The organism is Thermoflavimicrobium daqui (genome assembly GCF_003313465.1).
Lineage (GTDB): Bacteria > Bacillota > Bacilli > Thermoactinomycetales > Thermoactinomycetaceae > Thermoflavimicrobium > Thermoflavimicrobium daqui.
In genome coordinates, this window is the sequence record NZ_KZ845663.1 from 302935 (window position 1) to 322726 (window position 19792).

A 19792-nucleotide genomic window follows, 5' to 3' on the forward strand; every position below is an offset into this window, starting at 1 on the left:
GTCTAAACCAATTGTGATGGTATTTGAATGGAATTTCCTTAGTTTTCAAAAGATACGCATCACATTGGAGATATGATTGCGTACAGTTTTTTCACTTATAAAAAGCTGCTGGGCAATTTCTTTGGTGGTTTTATCTTGGACTAAGAGTTCAAACACTTCCCTCTCCCGATTTGTCAACAAGGGCTTGCCTTTTTGGTTATTCAAATTGCTGCCACCCTTCCTTGCTTAAGCACTTCGAACTTAGGGGGTCAGGGATTCAGTCAACTTTATCTTATGAATAAAAGACCGATGGGGTGAAGTACGAAGAGTAAATTAGGCTTATACAACAGTGGGGTTATCTGATTCATCCTATCTTATGAGTTTTATACAAAATGAGTTCCTAGATGAGTGGGGGGATAAAAACAGGCTTTTTCCATTGTCATCACAGAGTAATCTCCTGATTTCCCCACTAAGGTATGTCATTTCAAAAATAGAGCAAATTAAAGGTATGACCATCGAAAGCAGGTGAAGAGCCCATAATCAATTCATTTTCCCCACAGCTATATCACTACTTTGTTCGCCCTCCACGACTCACCAAAAAATATATTCATGACTTTTTGACCCGCTCCTTTCACTTTGATGGAAGGCGTGTTCTAGATTTTGGTGCTGGAACTGGAGCAAACTGTTCCATCTTTTCCTCTGAGAACTATATCGGTATAGATCCTGATGCCAAACGGATCAGCTACGCTAAAAAAGTGTATCCAGATTATACTTTTGAGGTACTGGAAAATAATCGTTTAACCGTAGATGATCAAAGCATGGACTTCATTCTTATCATTGCCGTTCTACATCATATTTCATCCAATGATATATCAACGTATATCAGTGAGTTTAAACGTATTTTGAAACCAGATGGAACCATTATTGTGATGGAGCCCTATTTAAGTGGAAATCATCCGATTGGAAATCAACTGATGCGATGGATCGACCGTGGACCCTATATTCGCAGTGAACAAGAGTATTTACATCTTTTCCAAAATCATGGATATACCTGTAAGGTTATCAATCGATTTCGTAAATGCCTTGTGTATCATGAACTATTCTTTTGTGCCCAATTTCCATCTTTATAGTAAACTCCAGCGATTCGTAATTACTTCTCGTTAATACGAATCGCTGGAAATTTTGATACTATTTATTGATTTTTATACTCGCCTCTTTCTTTCACAGCAAATCGATAGCAAAGAAAAAGACAAGGTAAACAGACGATAGCCATTCCAAGAAATGGTGTTTGAATCGAGAATTTAGATAACCACCCGGCTACAAGACCCAGTATTCCTGTGCTAAGGCTACTGACTAAAGCCATGTAAACACCTAAGGTAGTTGGAATATAGGCCGATGGAATATTTTCATTGGTAAATCTGATAAAAGCATAGTGTGTTAAGGCATAAGTAATCGCATGGAACAACTGACTAAAAATAAAAACAGATAAGTCATGGAAATAATAAACGAGTAACCACCGAATAATAGAGAAAATAATAGAAATGACTAGCATTTTATAGACAGGTAATTTAGCAAAGAATCGATCAGATATATAGAAAAACAAGATTTCTACTGGGATTTGTAAAGCTAATAATATAGATGTCCAAGTCTCTTGCACTCCTAAATCCTGCAAATATAAAACACCATAATTATAATAGGCAGCGTGAGCACCTTGGATAATAAAACAAATAAAAAAACAAAGAGCAAAATGCGGAAGCTTAAACAAGCTGATAATCGATCCTTTTTCTGAGTCATTCTTAACCTTTAAACGGGTTGGCAATCCGATCATTGTAAAAAGCAAAAGGAACAAGCAACTAATAACCAATGAATAGACAATCACCGGCTTATGAAACTGAGCGATTAGTACTCCCATCATTAACAAAACAAAAATATAACCGACTGAACCCCAAGAACGACTTTTTCCGTAGTCTAACATACCTTCTTTGGCAAAAAGAGTCGCACATGCATCGTTTAGTGGCATATGAAGTGGATATACGATGTGGAGTATTAACATTGTAAGTATGATGATCACACTATTCAATTGAGGAATTAGAAAGCAACTAAAAATCAATAAAGAACAAACGGAAATACCCACAACTAAGTTTGATAGTTTAAATCGCTCACATAGTTTTGGGAATAAAAACATCATAGAGATAGCTTGGACTATGTTCCCCAATGCCATTAACCAACCAGCATGAGTGGTCGAAAATCCTTTACTTACAAGCCAGGGTACCCAAAATGGTAAGTAAATTCCCCAAGTTACAAAAAACGTAAAAAAGCGGATGGACATCCATCCGGAAGATGAAATAGATAAATGATGAAATAATGCAAATCTCCTCAACTTCTTCCCACCTTATGTTTGGTTTTCTTAATATCGCTAAAAATATCATATAAAAAAGAGAAAAGGTAGGATTTATATAAAATCCTACCCGAGGCAGCTAACAAATCCGGATTTCCTTTACTAATGATCAAAAAGAAAATCTACCACAAATCGAATATTTTATCAGCAAGACTAAGGTAGGCTCTAAATAAAAGCCTACCTCGATTATATAAAATATATTTGACAAACACCTAACTTCAAAATAAATTATTTATTTTACTCATGTGATTTACTTCTTACTGGGTCATGAGTCCATATAAAGACCTTATAGAGGATTCATTCATTAAGAATCTAAGTAAATAATTTCTTCAGAAGCAAAGGTAATGGACTTTAATCCATCTGGCTTTACAACATACGTATTTTCGATCCCAACTACGCCACGTTCAGGGAACGTAAATTTTGGCTCAATGGCGATGACCATTCCTTCTTCTAAAGGCTCAGAAAACCCGTTAGCCAAAACAGGTAGCTCATCCAGTTCGAGTCCAACTCCATGCCCCAAAAAACGGACTTGATCAGGTCCATATCCCATAAAATGCTTCTCTAATCCAGCCGCTTTTGCCATCTCACACCCTCTATTATAGAGATCTCGCCAAGGAATTCCTGGTTTTCCTAGCTGTTCGATTTCTTTCAAAATCTGACGCGTTACCTCATAAGCATGTTTTAAGTCATCATCTAATTCACCTATGACAGCTAATCTTGTCTGATCAATAATATAGCCTTCGCATACAGCGCTAATATCTACCAAAATGGGCTCTCCATATGCAAAAATCTTTCGGCTTGCTCCTTGAGGGTTGGCAATTGAGAGACCCAAACCCCCAGCAGGCCCATCAAAGTAAGTTGGGGTTGCTGCGGCAACTCCTGATGCAACCATTCCTAAAACGAGTTCTTGATTATAGGCACGCATTCGATATAATCCAAAGTTCCCCATCATCCGCAACTGATACTCAATCTTCGCCGCTAGCTCTACTTCACTTACACCTGGGCGAATCATTTCTGGTAACAAATCAATCACTTGCTTAACCATTTTTGCAGATTCCTCTAATTGTTCTAACTCATATGGTGATTTAATTGCACGTTGTAAGCGGAGCAAATAGGAAAGATCAACGGGTTCAACATCGGGAAAACAACGTAAATACCGAAGAGCTAAACCATACGGAAGAACATCCATCTCAATTCCAAGCCGCTTTCCGTTAGCAAACTGTTCTCTTAATTTCTCAGATAGTTCTTTAAATCGACCCATTTCTTCGACTGGAACAGATGCTTCAAATTTTGCTCTTACCAAACTTCTTTTTACATATAAGCATGGTTCACCATCAGCTGGTAGAAATAAAACACCATTTTGCATAGTGCCTGTTAAATAGTATAAGTCAATATTTTGTGTAATTAATGCTCCATCTATATTCTCACTTCGCATTGCATTTTGCAGTCGTTGTATCCTTGATTCAATTTCTGATTTAGGTACCTTCGGCAGTGGATGCATTTCTTATCTTCCTTTCAGTGATAAATTAATAAGACTATGTTTACTTTCTCTTTAGGCTGTGTTATTTCCTTTTAAAAAGAAATCTGACCCTATTTTGAATAAAAGAAGCATCTTCGTGTTAGGCTAGGATCAATAAAGTTTGATGAGGGTGGACTATGTATAATTTGTTATATTTTCTCATTTGGTTGCTCATTATTGGGGTGATTCTTTTCTACAAGCTAAATAAAAGAAAATATGCTCAGCTAAAAAAAATCTCACCTACTCATTATCGGCAGCGTCCTATCATTATGCTTATTGTAGATTCTTTGATGGATGCTCCATTACAAGAAGCGATACGTTCTGGACAAGCGCCTGCTCTTCAATATTTATTCAAAAACGGAATGTATTTTCCCCATGTGGTTTCATCTTTTCCTACGATGTCTGTTTGTATTGATAGCTGTTTGATTACAGGAACATTTCCCAACGACCATCATATTTTTGGTTTAACTTACTTTCACCGCGAAAAAAAGCGTATGATCAACTTTGGAACAGGGCCAAGAGAATCCATTGCATTTGGACTGAAGAGAGTGTTTAAAGATGGCATCGAAAATCTGAACCAACATTTTATTAACAAAAATGTTAAAACCATTTATGAAGAAATGGAAGATCCTTCTGCATCCATCAATGGGCTTGTATATCGTGGGAAGACTCAACATACTTTGCGACCACCTTTTTTCGCCAAATTATTTGGTATTTTACCAGGGAAGATAACCACAAAAGGTCCTTCCATCTTTTCATATGGATCACTTGCTAAAATCGATCCGGATACTACATATGATCAGCTAATTTTCCGATGTGGAATGAATAGTCGCTTTACTCGCATGGAGTTGACTTCTCTAATTAAACATTACCTCTTACCCGCATTCACTCTTGCCTATCTTTCAGATAACGATGAGATTGTGCATCGCAAAGGTCCTTCTACAACAAAAGGAATTATTAAAACTGATCAGGAACTTGCTAAAATCCTTAATGCTTTCCCCTCTTGGGAGGAAGCTGTAAAAGAAAATATCTGGGTTATTTTAGGGGATAGTGGCCAAACTGCTATGGTAAATGATTCTACACAAATGTACGTCGATTTACGGAAGCTTTTACATCCCTACAAGATTATGCCCCTTAAGCGTTCCCAGCCTCTACCAGAAGATCAAATTGTTTTATGCGTGAACGAACGCATGGCTTATATTTATCCAGTTGATCATCAGCTGACTCAGGACGAGATTATTTCGAAGTTGAAACAAGAAAAACGAATAGACATCATCGCATGGGTGAAAGAAGGATGGATTCATGTCGAAAGTGGTCAACAAGCTGGTCACATGAAATATAAATCGGGTGGTGAGTACCATGATATTTATCAGCAAAATTGGAGTATACAAGGAGACTTTTCATTATTAGACTTATCGATCGAAAAGCAGCAAATCCAATATGGAGACTATCCAGATGTATTAGCACGCTTAGCAGGTGTTATGGAAACAGCAGAACGAGTGATTGTCGTAACGGTTTTACCCGGCTACGAGATGATTGGTGAAAGTTCACCTAAACATAAAGGAGCTAGTCACGGTTCTCTTCATGCTCAGGATTCACTCGTACCTATGATCGTTTGTGGAACAAACTATAAACCTCCTTCTTTGCGTTTAGTTGACTTAAAAAAATGGATTTTAGAACTGATACGGCAGCAGACATAAACCATGTCTGCTTTTTGTCATGGGTCAAGCATATCCTGTCATACTTTAATTTAGGACATCTACACCTTTCGACAAAAAAGAAATGAGGAGCTGCCTTGAAATCGATTAAACCTAGACCACCTATTAGTCTGAATGCTAAATCTATATCTTCCCTTTCTTTTTGGAAGATATGGCCCAATCTTCCTTCAGAAATTCTTGCTTGGCTTGAACTAGAACAAGATGAATATTACTCACTAATCCCACATGATCAGGTCATTACTTATATCCAATCAGCGATACAATATGGAAACGAGCTAGCAGTCAAGTTTCCTACTTACCAGGGGCTAAAAGAATTATGCAATCTATTAATAAAAGATGGGATTCGTGTAAACTTTCCATCACGACACTCCTCTAGTGAATGGATTCGTGCTCAATATCATAGTCGATCATCAACCATTGAAGTATATCAAACTTCACTTCAACAATTACAAGACTTTTTTCTTTATCGCTGTAAAGAGGCTGTGAAAAAGGAAGATCTTATCGCCTTACATTTATATCATGAATGGTTCCACTATTTAGAAGAACAGAAATATGGACGAACTGATCAACTACTGCCCAAAGTAAGAGTAAAAAAGTGGGGATCTTTTTCTATCAAACACACCATTTATCAAACAAGAGAAATAGCTGCTCATGCATTTACACAAACCATGTTAAGATTAGAGTGGTCTCCACTTTTGTTAGACCAATTACTCCTTTTCCTACACCAAGGCTGGACCCGTGTACAAATTCGAGAGCATTTTAGCCAACTTCGCTTACGATTTGATCAATTATTACAAGAGCAAAGTCAAGAAGAGGATTCAAAAGAAACAAAGACCTAGAAAAAAGTATCTAGGTCTTTTCAAGAAATGAATTATCTTGTTACTAGGCTACAATCTAAACTTTCATCATAGACGAGGTTGAAATCTTATTTAGCAGGTGCACGTCGAGGGCGAGAAGCTGGCTTGGGAATGGGTTTGGGCCAGTGATGAAAGATGGTTTGTTTCATCTCTTCCTCTTCAAAAGATGGATAAAGTTTATTAGGAATGACAGGTGCCAACTTTTTTACTGTTTGTACTGTCAAAGGCGTAAATAAATCTTCTTCTACTGATTCTTTGAGCTGCATCGATAATAAGACACCACATAGATATACTAAAGATGAGTTAGGGATAACACCCAGCCATGTACTAACAGCCCAGTCTGGAGCTCTATAAGTTTCCGGTCGAGGAATAAATTGGATTCGTTCCACGATATCCCACCAATGTTGATCCCAGTTTAAATCTTGTTTTTGGTAAAAATCTCGTTCAAACATGGCTACCGCTAAATGATATCGCAACTTTATTAAATGAGCTAATTTCATTTGTTTAGAGAAGTTTTCATCTGAAATCGTTTCCAATTGTGCTTCAGGAACCTTAATAATTTCTTTCAGCCAGTCACGCTGATACAATAATTGTTCAAAATAAATTCCCCACGCATACTGAATAGGTAAATCTTTAATACGATTAAGTAGTGTATGGGATTGCAATTGACTAAACACATAATTCCGTCCTAGATCAAATAGATATGATCCCACTAAATGATACTCATCCACTTTCGTTTGAGAATGAAGAATGGACATATCTTGAATTCCCGATAATTTTTGCTCAAAAGGATCCGATCGAACTACCAGTTCCAACAACCCTTTTAAACGAAAGGTATCACGTGTTTGTTCAAGTACTTCTTTTAGTGGCTTCGTTAATAAATCATTCACAATCGGCTCTATATAAAGAGGAGGGACTGTCCGGATTAGCGAATCATCATAATGCCAACAGCGAATTCCTTCAGGACGTAGGTCAAACTTTTTACCTAATTGTTTATCCCATTCACCTTTTAATTCAGAATAATATGGATCAGTTGCCTCCTTAAGGAACTGTAATAATAAATTTACTTTTGACTCATTTAGCCCAAGATAATCTAAATACCAATGATAAAAGTTAGGAAAGCCTTGTCGCTGTAAAACTTGGTTACGTTTCTGTTTTAACTGTAGGAGTAAAGGAGCTATTTTTTTGCCGAGCGATTTAGTTTCTTTCCATAATGATTTTCTTTTATAAGTATTAACCTCTTTACCTAATTGTTGCTCAATCACACGATTTTGCTTACGAGCAGTCAAATAATAATGAAACACCTCTGTTTCTAATCGAAGGATCTCTTCGAGCTCATCTTGTTTCATCTGAAAGCATGTCATCCATTTATATAATGACTGTAATTCTTTAGAATCACTTTTCTCTATGTCTTTATATCGCTTTTCATCAGCTAACCAAGTATAGAGTTGTCTAGCTTTATCTTGCCAAGTTCGCTCCTTCTCTTTTCGATTTGAAAAAAGATAATCATAATATGCATCAGCCCATTCACGATAAAGCGAAATATATTCGGTAAGATATAAACTTTGCGCAGTCACAACGAAGCCTCCCCTTATTCACAAGCTCTTTGTATTTTTCTCTCTCCTCTTTATAGAATCCTCTTCTAGATGATGTTTTTTATGGATATCTCTCACTTATCATTCAGACCTTTTTGGGGAAATTTAAATATTGGAGGTGCGAAGAATTGGATCATACAGTCCCTTATTTATGCCCTTCATGTGGAACGAATCGCAGTCGCTTTAACTTAATCGAGCAAGTTGTACAAGCGGTAAAAAAAGACCCACAAACAGGGAGTATTGTCGAATACATTTCTGATCATGATCCACTTCAATTCACCTATCAAGGTGAAAAATATCGAGTACAGTGTGGTGTTTGTGGACTCATTGATGCAGAAGAATTATTTATTCGAAATGCACAAAGACAAAAGGATATATGATGAAGAGTGGCATTAGGAGCAGGTGAGGAATCAAGTCTATGCCAATGTCCCTCCTGCTTCCTCCATATCTTTATCCATTTCTATACTGGTCAAAATGGCAATTTCGATTGCTTTCATGGATATATCTAAGCTCATACTTGGAAGGTTCGAACATTTATTTACTTGATTTGGTAGATATGGAATATGAATCAATCCACCTTTCATTTTTGGGTATTTTGTGGTGATCTCATGAGCTAGTCCATAAAAAAGATGATTACAGACGAAAGTACCCGCCGAATATGATACAGTAGCTGGGATACCACCTAAGCGAATTTGCTTGACGATTGCTTTCGTTGGAAGAGTAGACCAATAGGCATTAGGACCATCCGGTATAACTGGTTGATCAATCGGTTGATATCCATCGTTATCTGGAATCCGCGCATCGTCTATATTAAGAGCAACTCGCTCTACTGCTATCTCACATCTTCCTCCTGCTTGTCCTACACAAATAACGATCTCTGGACGAATCTGAGCGATTTTTTCTTGTAGAAGCTTTAGTGATTTTTGGAACACAGTCGGAACTTGGACAATGTAAACCTGAGCATTCGTTAATGAAGTTGATTGCAATTGACGGACCACTTCCCAAGAAGAATTGAGCGACTCACCAGCGAACGGAGTAAACCCTGTTAATAACACCTTTTTCATCGATATCCTCTCATTCATTTTTAGTTATCCCGACTGATTGCAACCTAATTCCTTCTTTAAGCAAACGATGATGAATTAACCGTGCCATTTCTAAAGCTTTTTCCCCATCTCCATGAATACAGATGGTATCGGCTTGGAGTGGAATTTTTTCACCAGAAACCGTACGTACCCGACCTCCTTTTATGATTTCTATCACTTGCCTTACTGCTTGCTCGGGATCATGTAACAATGCGTTATTTGACTGCCGTGAGGTTAGTGTTCCATCTGCTTGATAAGTGCGATCAGCAAATACTTCATTGGCAATACGAAGTCCTACTTTTTTACCAGCACGAATAAGGTCGCTTCCTGCTAAGCCGAATAGAATAAGTTCGCTATCAACACGATATACAGCTTTAGCAATCGCTTCAGCTAATGTAAAATCGACAGAAGCCATATTGTATAAGGCTCCATGCGGTTTAACATGTTGTAACTTACCGCCTTCTGCTTTTACAAATGCAAACAGTGCTCCTATTTGATAAACCGTGTAATCATAAACTTCCTGCGGACTAAGCACCATCGGTCGACGTCCAAAGCCTAATAAATCAGGCAGTCCTGGATGAGCACCTATTGAAGCTCCTTTTTCTAAAGCAAGTTGTACGGTTTTACGCATCGTTGATGGATCACCAGCATGAAGTCCACAAGCAATATTAGCAGAAGTTACCATGTCCAAAATCGCTGGATCATTGCCTAAAGTATATACTCCAAAACTCTCACCCAAATCGGCATTTAAGTCAATATACAATTCTACTCCCCCTTTTTATATACTTTCCCAGTAAGGTCTGTTGATTTGCATCATATTGGAATGAAGTGAGGGCATGTTTTCGCCACGTAACTGATGATGTCTGGCAAGGATGAATCCGAGTCCGCTTCTGCTCATTCCATAAGTAACCCCAGCTAAAAGCCCATCGGATTCCATTCACTTCCGCTAGGTAAGACATGATAGAAGTTCTTATAGGCTTTGCCTCTTAGAACTTCTTATCCCATAGAGCGGGGCATGAGGTCGACTGAGTCGAAAAATGCCTCCCTTTCTTACCTATTTTTGGTTAATCAACACTCCTGTTTCCCAATATAATCGAAGTCTTTTTTGCATAAATTGTAGCGTTGCTTCTTGTTTCAAGTAGAGCTGTTCTGCAACTTGTAAAGAAACTTCCTGCAAAGTGAGTGTTTCTCCTGGTTTAACCTGAGCAAGTATGGGAAGATCGACAAAGATCACTTGAGCTATCTTAGGATATCCACCTGTTGTTTGGCGATCTGCCATTAATATGATCGGTTGTCCATCTGGAGGCACCTGAATAGTACCAAACAAAATAGTCTCTGAAATCATCTCCTTTGGCTCCTGTAACATTAAAGCAGGACCTTCTAATCGATATCCCATTCGATCGGACTTTGATGATACCCGATACGATGAGGTTACCAATCTTCGCTTTGCTTCTGATGAAAAGTCATCATATTGTCTTCCACGCACAAAACGAACACATGGATTGTTTCGATATGGGGGCAATACTTTATGATTCAAAGAAAATTTCGATATAGAAACTGAAGAATCTTTTATTAAGTTAAATTGCTGACGATATTTCTCTATAGTATAGAATGGTTCTTTGAGTGGAAGAATATCGCCTTTCTGTAAAGCTCTCCCCTTAAATCCTCCTAAATTAGCACGAGTATATGTACTTACACTCCCTAATACATGGTTAACATCAATCCCACCAGCTATAGCTATATAAGCACGACATCCTGTCTGTATCGCTCCGAAATGGAGTACACAACCTTTTCGTATATAAATTGGACGCCACATAGGAACATGCTTACTATCAAGCATAGGTGATAGGTCTCCACCACAAATAGCAATGACTGTATCTGCTAAAAACTCCAGCTCAGGTCCTCTTAATGTTACTTCTAATCCGGCCTCCCCTTGATCATTTCCTACCAATAGATTAGACATGCGAAAAGCAAATAGATCCATCGCACCACCCACGACGACACCAAACTTTTGATAACCGTGTCTCCCCTGATCCTGTACGGTGGTGAAAAGTCCAGGATGTTTCACAAGAATACTCATCGTTTCCCTTCTTTCCACTGTATATATTGTTCTTTGGAAATCGGTCGAAAACGTACACGATCGCCAGCTTGAAGTAAGCTGGGGGGAGATTTCTTTGAGTCAAATAAAGTAAGAGGGGTTCGTCCGATAATATGCCAACCCCCAGGGGTGGAAATGGGATAAATCCCTGTTTGTGATCCAGCAATTCCTACAGACCCGATGGGAATGGATAAGCTTGGTGTATGTTTTCGCGGTGTCGCAATTTCTGCTGACATCCCTCCTAAGTAAGGAAAACCTGGTGCAAATCCGATCATATACACTAGATAGCTTGGCTCTGAATGAATCTGTATCACTTCTTCCAGAGATAGCCCATGAAACTTTGCAACCTCATCCAGATCAGGACCATATTCACCACCATAACAAACTGGAATTTCAACTAAGTTCGGCAGTGTAGGGGATCGATCATCAAGTGATTCGATTAAATCTTTAATATAAGAACATACAAAAGAATAAGGAAACTCATTGCCTGCTTTCGCTATAAGCGTTGGATCATAGAAAACCGTTAATGTAGTATATGTCATTACGATTTCCACTAAGCCAAGAAATGCACGTTCTTCTAAAGCATCATTTAGTCTCTTTACCCGTTGATGTATTATTTCATCAATCTGATCTCCCAGTTCTATGGTTACTGCATACTCATTCAATGGCATGATCTTATATGGAAAAGGGGAACATTTCCTTCCTTTCACTATTAATACCCCCATTTAGTAGCGTTACTCTATTAGGTAAAGCAAAACTTAAACCTATTTTATTATCCTATTGACTTTTTAGTATAATAGTAAAAGATACGAGTTTTTAATTAGAAGAGGAGATTTAACATGGAAGCATTTAAAGAATCCATATTAAAACTAATTACCGAAACATCAACGAACCTACCTCCTGATGTTCGACAAGCCATTCGTATAGCTAAAGAAAAAGAAGATGCAGGTACACGTGCAGGTATCGCTTTATCTACTATTTCTCAAAACATTCAAATGGCTGAAGAAAATATCTCACCGATTTGTCAGGATACAGGTATGCCAACTTTTATCATTAATACCCCAGTCGGTGCCAATCAAATCCAAATGACCCAAATGATCAAAGAAGCGATTGTCGAAGCAACGCAATTAGGAAAGCTTCGTCCAAACTCTGTAGATTCACTTACTGGAGAAAACAGTGGGGATAATCTTGGACTTGGTTTACCTGTAATCCATTATCATCAATGGGAAAAAGATTATATCGAAGTACGTCTCATTCTGAAAGGGGGCGGCTGCGAAAATAAAAATATTCAATATAGCCTTCCTTGCGAATTAGAAGGATTAGGACGTGCTGGACGCGATTTAGATGGCATTCGTAAATGTATTCTACATGCTGTCTATCAAGCACAAGGACAAGGTTGTAGTGCTGGATTTATCGGTGTAGGAATAGGAGGAGATCGTACTACTGGATACGAGCTGGCTAAAATGCAATTATTCCGATCGGCAGATGATACCAATCCCAACCCTGATTTAGCCAAATTAGAAGAGTATATTATGGATGCAGCTAACCAGCTTAGTATCGGAACTATGGGCTTTGGTGGAAATGTCACCCTACTTGGATGTAAAATCGGTGCGATTCATCGGATTCCTGCTAGCTTCTTTGTTTCTGTAGCTTATAATTGTTGGGCTTTCCGTCGCCAAGGAGTTCATATCGATAGTAACTCCGGCGAAATAATCGACTGGATCTATAAAGAAGACCAAACAGAAACGAACCAAGAAGAATCGGCTCCAGCTGTCGAAGTGAAAAAGGAAGGTACACGTGAAATCGTACTTACTACCCCTATTTCTGAAGAGCAAATTCGCGAACTCAAAGTTGGGGATGTTGTTATTTTAAATGGGCTAATCCATACAGGACGTGACGCTTTACACAAATATCTCATCGACCATGATGCTCCAGTCGATCTTAATAATGGAGTGATTTACCACTGTGGTCCTGTTATGCTAAAAGATGCCAATGGCAACTGGCAAGTTAAAGCTGCTGGTCCTACTACCAGTATCCGTGAAGAGCCCTATCAGGCAGATATCATCAAGAAGTTTGGAATTCGTGCGGTCATCGGTAAAGGTGGAATGGGTGCTAAAACCTTAGCTGCTTTAAAAGAGCATGGTGCTGTATATCTTAATGCTATTGGTGGGGCTGCACAATATTATGCTGATTGTATGACCCAAGTAGAAGGTGTCGATTTTATGGAGTTTGGTGTCCCTGAAGCCATGTGGCACTTACATGTCAAAGGTTTTGCTGCCATTGTCACCATGGATGCTCATGGAAACAGTTTACATGCCGATGTTGATCAAAATTCCCGTGAAAAATTAGCACAATTTAAAGACCCTGTTTTTAAATAAATCCACAGAGCAGATAAACTGGGAATCAGTCGTGTTGATTAATCAAAATGAACCAATTAGAAAGTCATTTTTCGTCTAAGAGACAAAGTCTCTAATAACATCTCTAATTCCCAGTATATGATAAGTCTATACTTCTGACTTGGAATGGGTTTCCGTGATGCTTTTTAAGAAGCCCATTCCAAATTTAACAACCTTTCATTTCTGAATAATATAAATAATTAAACCACATCCTATTTCTTCCTATTCACAGAAATTAAGAGAAACGTTACAATAAAAAGGGGGTATATATTGTGGTAGGATAGGTTGCTTTCGATATTTCGTTGCAAATTTCTTTGTAAACGTATAAGAAGATTTACACTCTTCAAAGTTATATACAACCTAATCCCAGCCATAAAAATCCAAGGGGGTTTCATCATGAAACGATGGAAAAAGCTAAGTATTACCTTTCTTAGCTTCATTCTAGCGCTTGTTCTCTTGCTTCCAATTTCTGCTTTTGCAGACCAAGCAGAAACAGTCGTCACGCTAGGGAAAGACCTTAGTCAAGAACAGAGAAATGCAATTCTAAATGAAATGAATGTCGATGCCAATCAAGCACAAATTATTGATGTAACCAACCAAGAAGAGCATCAATATCTTGGTAAATACTTAGATAAACAAACCATTGGGAGTAGAGCTATCTCCTCTGCTAAAATTTCCTTAAATAAAAGCCAAGGCGGTATCTCTGTCAAAACCAAAAATATTACGGTCGTAACCAACAGTATGTATGCAAACGCAGCGATTACTGCAGGGATAAAAGACGCAGATCTTTATGTCACTGCACCATTTCCAGTATCAGGTACAGCTGGTCTCACTGGAATTATTAAAGCATTTGAGCAAGCAACGGGACAAAAAATAGATGATAACAAAAAAGACGTAGCTAGTGAAGAGATCGTGCGTACTTCACAATTAGCCAAAGAAATCGGTGACGGAAATAAAGCTGCTCAATTTATTAATCGTCTAAAAGAAGAAATCGCGAAAGAACAACCCAAAACAGCAGATGAATATAAAAATATCATTATTAACATTTCCAATGAATTTAATATCAATCTAAACAATCAAACGATTGATCAATTGATAAGCTATGCCCAAAACTTTGCTAGTTTAAATATTGATTTAGATACACTTACTGACCAGCTTTCCAAGTTACGGGGAGATATTAGTAATGTATTACAGTCTAAAGAAGCACAAGGATTATTCGCTACGATAGGACAATGGTTTGAGGATTTATTCTCTGCAATTGGTGATTTCTTTTCTAGTAAATAATCATTTGATAAAACTCCCAGACGTAAGACTACAACTTACGATGGGAGTTTTTTTTACTTCTAACCAACTAAATGATCATCGTTAGCAGATAAATAGCTGTTCCCCAAATAATCAACGCTGAAATTTTATTAATCCATCTTACAAACCTGTCCGTACTATCAGCTTTCCCAATAAAGCGTCCTGTAAAAGCCAATCCAAAAAACCAAAGCCATGAAACAATGATGGTTGAAGCAGTAAACCATATCTTATCTGCTCCTATATAATTGATTGAACTTGTTCCAATCACACCGATCGTATCTAAAATAGCATGAGGATTAAGTAATGATACGGAAGCTGCAAATAATATTTGCTTCTTAAAAGTAAATTTTTCATCTTGAGTATGCTTCATCGTAGTTACTGTAGCTGTCCAAGTTGTCCAACCCATATACAGCAAGAATAATATTCCTACACCCACTAATAAGTTTTTAAGCCATCCTAGCGCTAGAACAGCCAATGAAACTCCAAAAACAGCAAGTAAAACTAACAAAGTATCGCAAAGTGAAGCAGTAATAATTGCAGGAAGGGCATAACGAAAACGTTTTTGTAAAAGGCCTTGATTAAAGATAAAAACATTTTGAACACCCAGTGGTAAAATAAGACCAAAAGCTAAAATAAAACCATGAATAAAGGCATTCATTTATCTCCCTCCTTATGATTAGTCCAAATACCATCATAAAGGGGATCATCCAAATTGTCTCCAGCCAAATAGATGGGATCTATACCAACCAAAATGAATATAGCCAGTATATGTTTGAAAGGAAAGTTCTTTATTTAAGCTTTCGGACTAATTGTGCTAATCTTTTTATCCCAACTTGAAGCTCATCCATAGAAGCATAAGAAAATGATAAACGAAGTGCGTTACTTTCCAATGGATCATATATATACCCTGGATTCAATAGTATGCCTTGCTTGCTAGCCTCATTGAATAATTTTTTAATCGAGATGGCAGAACATAATTTTAGCCAGATATAAAAACCTCCCTGTGGCTGCGTCCACTTAGCTAAATTTGAAAACTCCTGCTGTAATAGAGATAAAGTGATATCTCTTTTTTGTCGAAGTATGCTACGTACAAATTCAGTATGCGAAAGATGCTCTCCACTTGCCAACCATTTGGCTACAACCCACTGTGAGAGCGAACTTGCTCCATAGTCCGTCTGCATTTTAATATCAGCCAACCTTTCAATGACAGGCTCTGGCCCCACGATCCAACCAATTCTCAGTCCTGGACTCACTATTTTGGACATACTCCCTATATAAAGAACAAGACCTGTTTGATCTCGTGCTTTTAAAGGGACTGGGGTAGGTTCATCCAACCATAGTTCGCGATAAACATCATCTTCAATAATGGGAAGCCCTATATTTGCACATCTTTTAAGTAAATCCATTCGTCTTCTATCTGACATCAAAATCCCCGTTGGATTATGAAAAGATGGAATGGTATATAATAGCGATGCCTGATCATTTTGTGTTAAACTCGCTATTTTTTCTGTTTGAATTCCTTCCTGATCCATCGGTAATCCAATTAAATGGATATTCATTGAAGAAAATAAATGAAGCGATTGTAGATAAGAAGGCTTTTCAACAAGGATCGTCTCCTCCTGTTTTAACAACCCCAACGAAATAAGCTGAAGTGCTTGTAATGCCCCAGAAACAATTAAGATTGATGCTGGGGAAGCATGGATTCCAAAGGATCTCAAGTAGTTACTTATTTGTTCACGTAAATATAAGAGCCCTTTCGGCTCTGCATATCCCCATGTTAAGGAGCTTTTGGATAAGTCCTTTAAAATTTGTCCTAACTTTTGATGTGGAAAAAGATGCGGTGCGAGCTCTCCAGTTCCCAGACGAATCATTTGCTGCTGAAATTCCATTTGGTTTATCTGCTGGATTGTTGGCAAATTGGGGTAATAAATTCCCGTTTGAACATAATTTATCCAGTCAGGAGGCTGTTTTGCTTGTAAAAGTGACCAAGAATTATTAATCACAATCGTTCCTTTTCTTCCTTGACCTTCCAGTAGTCCTTCAGCAACCAATTCCTGAATGGCTGTCACAATTGTACTTCGATTAACACCAAAAGCTTTAGCTAATTCTCTCTGCGCTGGTATCCGACTTCCAACGGTCCATTCTCCTAATTCAATTTTCCGACGAAGATACTCTTTGATTTGTAAATATAATGGCATACTAGAGTGCTTATTCGGCCGCCATTTTATAGGAAGCATCAGGCTACCTCCGATTTTCTTAACAAAATCGCCTCCCCATTTGATGGGAAGGCGATTTGTTGATTTCTATTAGAATGAAAGCCATTTTTTAAACATGAACTTTGTTGCTTCACGATTCATATTTGCAATTGCAGTTGTTAGTGGTATTCCTTTTGGACAAGCTTGAACACAGTTTTGTGAGTTACCACATTCTTGTAAACCACCATCACTAATCAATGCTTCCAAGCGTTCTTCTTTATTCATAGCACCCGTAGGATGGGTGTTAAATAGGTTAACTTGTCCTACAGCAAAAGGCCCGATAAAGTTCGATTTGCTATTGACATTTGGACAAGCTTCCAAACATACTCCACAAGTCATACACTTAGAAAGTTCATACCGCCATTGCCGTTCGGTTTCTGGTAGTTTGGGTCCAGGTCCTAAATCGTACGTACCATCGATCGGTACCCAAGCTTTTACTTTTTTCAATGCATCAAACATCCGACCGCGATCAATCGACAAGTCACGAACCACTGGGAATGTTCCCATTGGTTCTACCCGGATCGGTTGCTCTAATTTATCAATCAAAGCTGTACATGCTTGGCGAGGACGGCCGTTAATCACCATCGAACAAGCACCACAAACCTCTTCTAAACAGTTCGATTCCCAAATGACAGGTGATACTGTTTTCCCAGCAGCATTAACTGGATTTCGTTGGATTTCCATTAATGCAGAGATAATATTCATATTGGGGCGATAAGGAATTTTAAACTCTTCGTGATAAGGTTGGCCATCTGGGCCATCTTGGCGTTTGATTATCAAATGAATCATTTGTTGTTCGCTCATGATTTCTCACCCTCTCCCTTTTTCCCACTTTCATCTTGTTTACTCACATCGTAGCGGCGAGGACGAGGTTTAATCAAAGAAGTATCAACAGGCTCATACTCGAAAACAGGGCCATTTTCGGTATATCTTGCTTTTGTTGTTTTTAACCATTCTTCGTCGTTACGATCTGGGAAGTCTGGTTTATAGTGTGCACCACGGCTTTCATTCCGATTGTAAGCACCTAGCGTAATTACACGGGCAAGTTGGAGCATATTCCATAACTGACGGGTAAAAGATGCAGCTTGGTTACTCCATTTGCTTGTATCAACCATATTGATATGTTGATAACGCTCAATCAATTCTTGGATTTTCTCATCCGTCTTGAGTAGTCGATCGTTGTAACGAACCACAGTTACATTATCTGTCATCCATTCGCCAAGCTCTTTATGAATGAGATATGCATTCTCCGTACCTTCCATGTTAAGGAGCTTCGTATATTTTTCTTCTTCTTTTTTGCGTTGACTTTCAAATACTTGGTCACTGATATCTTCAACTGATTTATTTAAACCACGTACATAACGGACAGCATTTGGTCCAGCAACCATTCCACCATAAATACAGGAAAGGAGTGAGTTAGCACCCAAGCGGTTGGCACCATGATATTGGTACTCACACTCACCTGCTGCAAACAGGCCTGGGATGTTTGTCATTTGATCAAAGTCAACCCACATTCCACCCATTGAGTAGTGAACAGCTGGGAAAATCTTCATCGGAACTTTCCGTGGATCTTCCCCTACGAATTTCTCATAAATCTCAATAATTCCACCCAATTTAATATCGAGTTCTTTTGGATCTTTATGGGATAGATCCAAATACACCATGTTTTCTCCATTGATTCCTAATTTCATATCTACACAAACTTTAAAGATAGCTCGTGTAGCAATATCGCGTGGAACTAAATTCCCATATGCTGGATACCACTCTTCTAGGAAGTACCATGGTTTTCCATCTTTATAAGTCCAAACACGTCCACCCTCACCACGTGCTGACTCTGACATGAGACGCAGTTTGTCATCACCTGGGATGGCTGTAGGGTGAACTTGGATAAACTCTCCATTTGCATAATAAACACCTTGTTGATAAACAGCACTTGCTGCAGTACCCGTATTAATCATTGAGTTCGTTGATTTACCAAAGATAATCCCAGGACCACCAGTCGCTAAAATAACAGCATCTGCTGCAAATGATTCAATTTGACCACTACGTAGATCTTGTGCAATGATACCCCGGCAACGCTCTTCTTCATCTTTTATAATCGATACGAACTCCCAAAACTCAAATTTGGTTACCTTTCCTTCTGATTCAAACCGACGGACTTGTTCATCCAATGCATAAAGCAATTGTTGACCTGTCGTTGCTCCAGCAAATGCTGTACGGTGATGTTTGGTTCCACCAAAACGACGGAAGTCGATTAACCCTTCTGGTGTTCGGTTAAAAGGAACCCCCATCCGATCCAATAAATAAATAATTCCTGGCGCTGCTTCACACATCGCTTTTACAGGAGGTTGATTCGCTAAGAAGTCTCCACCATAGATTGTATCATCAAAGTGTTCCCAAGGAGAGTCTCCTTCTCCTTTGGTGTTTACCGCTCCATTAATTCCACCTTGTGCACACACAGAGTGTGAACGTTTTACAGGAACAAAAGAAAAGAGTTGTACATTTGCACCTGCTTCAGCAGCCTTAATAGTTGCCATAAGACCGGCAAGACCGCCACCGACTATAATAATTTTTTCATTCATGATGGCAAAAG

The 19792-nt window shown here is 38.4% G+C and carries 17 protein-coding genes and 1 pseudogene; 6 read left to right on the forward strand and 12 right to left on the reverse strand.

Annotation, left to right across the window (positions count from 1 at the left end; translation table 11 throughout):
• Window positions 1–54: 54 nt before the first annotated feature.
• Window positions 55–204, reverse strand: a pseudogene (locus DL897_RS01465) (helix-turn-helix domain-containing protein); the annotation flags it as partial.
• 380 nt (window positions 205–584) lie between these two features.
• Between DL897_RS01465 and DL897_RS01470 the strand changes: the two are divergent.
• Window positions 585–1109, forward strand: coding sequence for a class I SAM-dependent methyltransferase (locus DL897_RS01470; RefSeq protein ID WP_276308549.1), 525 nt, complete (start codon window positions 585–587; stop codon window positions 1107–1109).
• A gap of 62 nt (window positions 1110–1171) precedes the next feature.
• On the opposite strand, the gene DL897_RS01475 is transcribed toward DL897_RS01470, so the two are convergent.
• Together DL897_RS01475 and DL897_RS01480 are read right to left on the reverse strand one after the other, a co-directional pair.
• Window positions 1172–2359: an MFS transporter gene (locus DL897_RS01475; protein WP_113657355.1), complete on the reverse strand. Its 1188-nt coding sequence runs from the start codon at window positions 2357–2359 to the stop codon at window positions 1172–1174.
• A 322-nt stretch (window positions 2360–2681) separates the two neighbouring features.
• Window positions 2682–3878 (reverse strand): M24 family metallopeptidase, encoded by a 1197-nt coding sequence (locus DL897_RS01480; RefSeq protein ID WP_113657356.1) that lies wholly within the window; start codon window positions 3876–3878, stop codon window positions 2682–2684.
• 155 nt (window positions 3879–4033) lie between these two features.
• On the opposite strand from DL897_RS01480, the gene DL897_RS01485 reads away from it, so the two are divergent.
• A complete protein-coding gene (locus DL897_RS01485; RefSeq protein ID WP_113657357.1) occupies window positions 4034–5596 on the forward strand; it encodes an alkaline phosphatase family protein in 1563 nt (520 codons plus the stop codon).
• A gap of 95 nt (window positions 5597–5691) precedes the next feature.
• Entirely contained in the window at window positions 5692–6453 is a 762-nt protein-coding gene (locus tag DL897_RS01490) for a hypothetical protein (protein ID WP_113657358.1), read from the forward strand.
• Between the two features lie 86 nt (window positions 6454–6539).
• Here the strand turns inward: DL897_RS01490 and DL897_RS01495 are convergent, their stop codons facing one another.
• Window positions 6540–8048: a hypothetical protein gene (locus DL897_RS01495; RefSeq protein WP_113657359.1), complete on the reverse strand. Its 1509-nt coding sequence runs from the start codon at window positions 8046–8048 to the stop codon at window positions 6540–6542.
• Window positions 8049–8194: 146 nt separating this feature from the next.
• Here DL897_RS01495 and DL897_RS01500 point away from each other — a divergent pair, with 146 nt between their 5' ends.
• Window positions 8195–8446, forward strand: a complete 252-nt coding sequence (locus DL897_RS01500) for a DNA alkylation repair protein (RefSeq protein ID WP_113657360.1) — start codon at window positions 8195–8197, stop codon at window positions 8444–8446.
• 36 nt (window positions 8447–8482) lie between these two features.
• On the opposite strand, the gene pcp is transcribed toward DL897_RS01500, so the two are convergent.
• The 4 genes from pcp to pxpB form a co-directional block, all read right to left on the reverse strand.
• On the reverse strand, window positions 8483–9130 hold the full coding sequence (pcp, locus tag DL897_RS01505) for a pyroglutamyl-peptidase I (protein ID WP_113657361.1): 648 nt from the start codon (window positions 9128–9130) through the stop codon (window positions 8483–8485).
• A gap of 10 nt (window positions 9131–9140) precedes the next feature.
• The gene (locus DL897_RS01510) at window positions 9141–9911 is read right to left on the reverse strand and encodes a LamB/YcsF family protein (protein ID WP_113657362.1); all 771 of its coding nucleotides are present in this window, start codon (window positions 9909–9911) and stop codon (window positions 9141–9143) included.
• A 291-nt stretch (window positions 9912–10202) separates the two neighbouring features.
• On the reverse strand, window positions 10203–11228 hold the full coding sequence (locus DL897_RS01520; RefSeq protein WP_113657364.1) for a 5-oxoprolinase subunit C family protein: 1026 nt from the start codon (window positions 11226–11228) through the stop codon (window positions 10203–10205).
• A complete protein-coding gene (gene pxpB, locus DL897_RS01525) occupies window positions 11225–11917 on the reverse strand; it encodes a 5-oxoprolinase subunit PxpB (RefSeq protein WP_240627248.1) in 693 nt (230 codons plus the stop codon). Before pxpB ends, DL897_RS01520 begins: the two co-directional genes overlap by 4 nt.
• Window positions 11918–12085: 168 nt before the next feature.
• Here pxpB and DL897_RS01530 point away from each other — a divergent pair, with 168 nt between their 5' ends.
• Window positions 12086–13624 carry a fumarate hydratase gene (locus DL897_RS01530; protein ID WP_113657366.1) on the forward strand — a complete coding sequence of 513 codons (1539 nt, stop codon included), beginning with the start codon at window positions 12086–12088 and terminating at the stop codon, window positions 13622–13624.
• 414 nt (window positions 13625–14038) lie between these two features.
• Window positions 14039–14926, forward strand: a complete 888-nt coding sequence (locus tag DL897_RS01535; protein ID WP_113657367.1) for a DUF1002 domain-containing protein — start codon at window positions 14039–14041, stop codon at window positions 14924–14926.
• A 67-nt stretch (window positions 14927–14993) separates the two neighbouring features.
• On the opposite strand, the gene DL897_RS01540 is transcribed toward DL897_RS01535, so the two are convergent.
• The 4 genes from DL897_RS01540 to sdhA form a co-directional block, all read right to left on the reverse strand.
• Window positions 14994–15602 carry a LysE/ArgO family amino acid transporter gene (locus tag DL897_RS01540; protein ID WP_113657368.1) on the reverse strand — a complete coding sequence of 203 codons (609 nt, stop codon included), beginning with the start codon at window positions 15600–15602 and terminating at the stop codon, window positions 14994–14996.
• A 130-nt stretch (window positions 15603–15732) separates the two neighbouring features.
• Window positions 15733–17181: an aminotransferase-like domain-containing protein gene (locus DL897_RS01545; RefSeq protein ID WP_113657369.1), complete on the reverse strand. Its 1449-nt coding sequence runs from the start codon at window positions 17179–17181 to the stop codon at window positions 15733–15735.
• Window positions 17182–17250: 69 nt separating this feature from the next.
• Window positions 17251–18003, reverse strand: coding sequence for a succinate dehydrogenase iron-sulfur subunit (sdhB, locus tag DL897_RS01550; RefSeq protein ID WP_113657370.1), 753 nt, complete (start codon window positions 18001–18003; stop codon window positions 17251–17253).
• Window positions 18000–19784, reverse strand: a complete 1785-nt coding sequence (sdhA, locus tag DL897_RS01555) for a succinate dehydrogenase flavoprotein subunit (protein WP_113657371.1) — start codon at window positions 19782–19784, stop codon at window positions 18000–18002. The genes sdhB and sdhA overlap by 4 nt, the downstream gene beginning before the upstream one ends.
• Between the last annotated feature and the right edge of the window lie 8 nt (window positions 19785–19792).

What these genes read in the sequence shown, in the direction of transcription:
- DL897_RS01480 (WP_113657356.1), bottom strand. Translation starts at nt 3,878, where the DNA reads ATGCATCCACTGCCGAAGGTACCTAAATCAGAAATTGAATCAAGGATA.
- DL897_RS01485 (WP_113657357.1), top strand. Translation starts at nt 4,034, where the DNA reads ATGTATAATTTGTTATATTTTCTCATTTGGTTGCTCATTATTGGGGTG.
- pcp (WP_113657361.1), bottom strand. Translation starts at nt 9,130, where the DNA reads ATGAAAAAGGTGTTATTAACAGGGTTTACTCCGTTCGCTGGTGAGTCG.
- DL897_RS01520 (WP_113657364.1), bottom strand. Translation starts at nt 11,228, where the DNA reads ATGAGTATTCTTGTGAAACATCCTGGACTTTTCACCACCGTACAGGAT.
- pxpB (WP_240627248.1), bottom strand. Translation starts at nt 11,917, where the DNA reads ATGCCATTGAATGAGTATGCAGTAACCATAGAACTGGGAGATCAGATT.
- DL897_RS01530 (WP_113657366.1), top strand. Translation starts at nt 12,086, where the DNA reads ATGGAAGCATTTAAAGAATCCATATTAAAACTAATTACCGAAACATCA.
- DL897_RS01535 (WP_113657367.1), top strand. Translation starts at nt 14,039, where the DNA reads ATGAAACGATGGAAAAAGCTAAGTATTACCTTTCTTAGCTTCATTCTA.
- DL897_RS01540 (WP_113657368.1), bottom strand. Translation starts at nt 15,602, where the DNA reads ATGAATGCCTTTATTCATGGTTTTATTTTAGCTTTTGGTCTTATTTTA.
- DL897_RS01545 (WP_113657369.1), bottom strand. Translation starts at nt 17,181, where the DNA reads ATGCTTCCTATAAAATGGCGGCCGAATAAGCACTCTAGTATGCCATTA.
- sdhB (WP_113657370.1), bottom strand. Translation starts at nt 18,003, where the DNA reads ATGAGCGAACAACAAATGATTCATTTGATAATCAAACGCCAAGATGGC.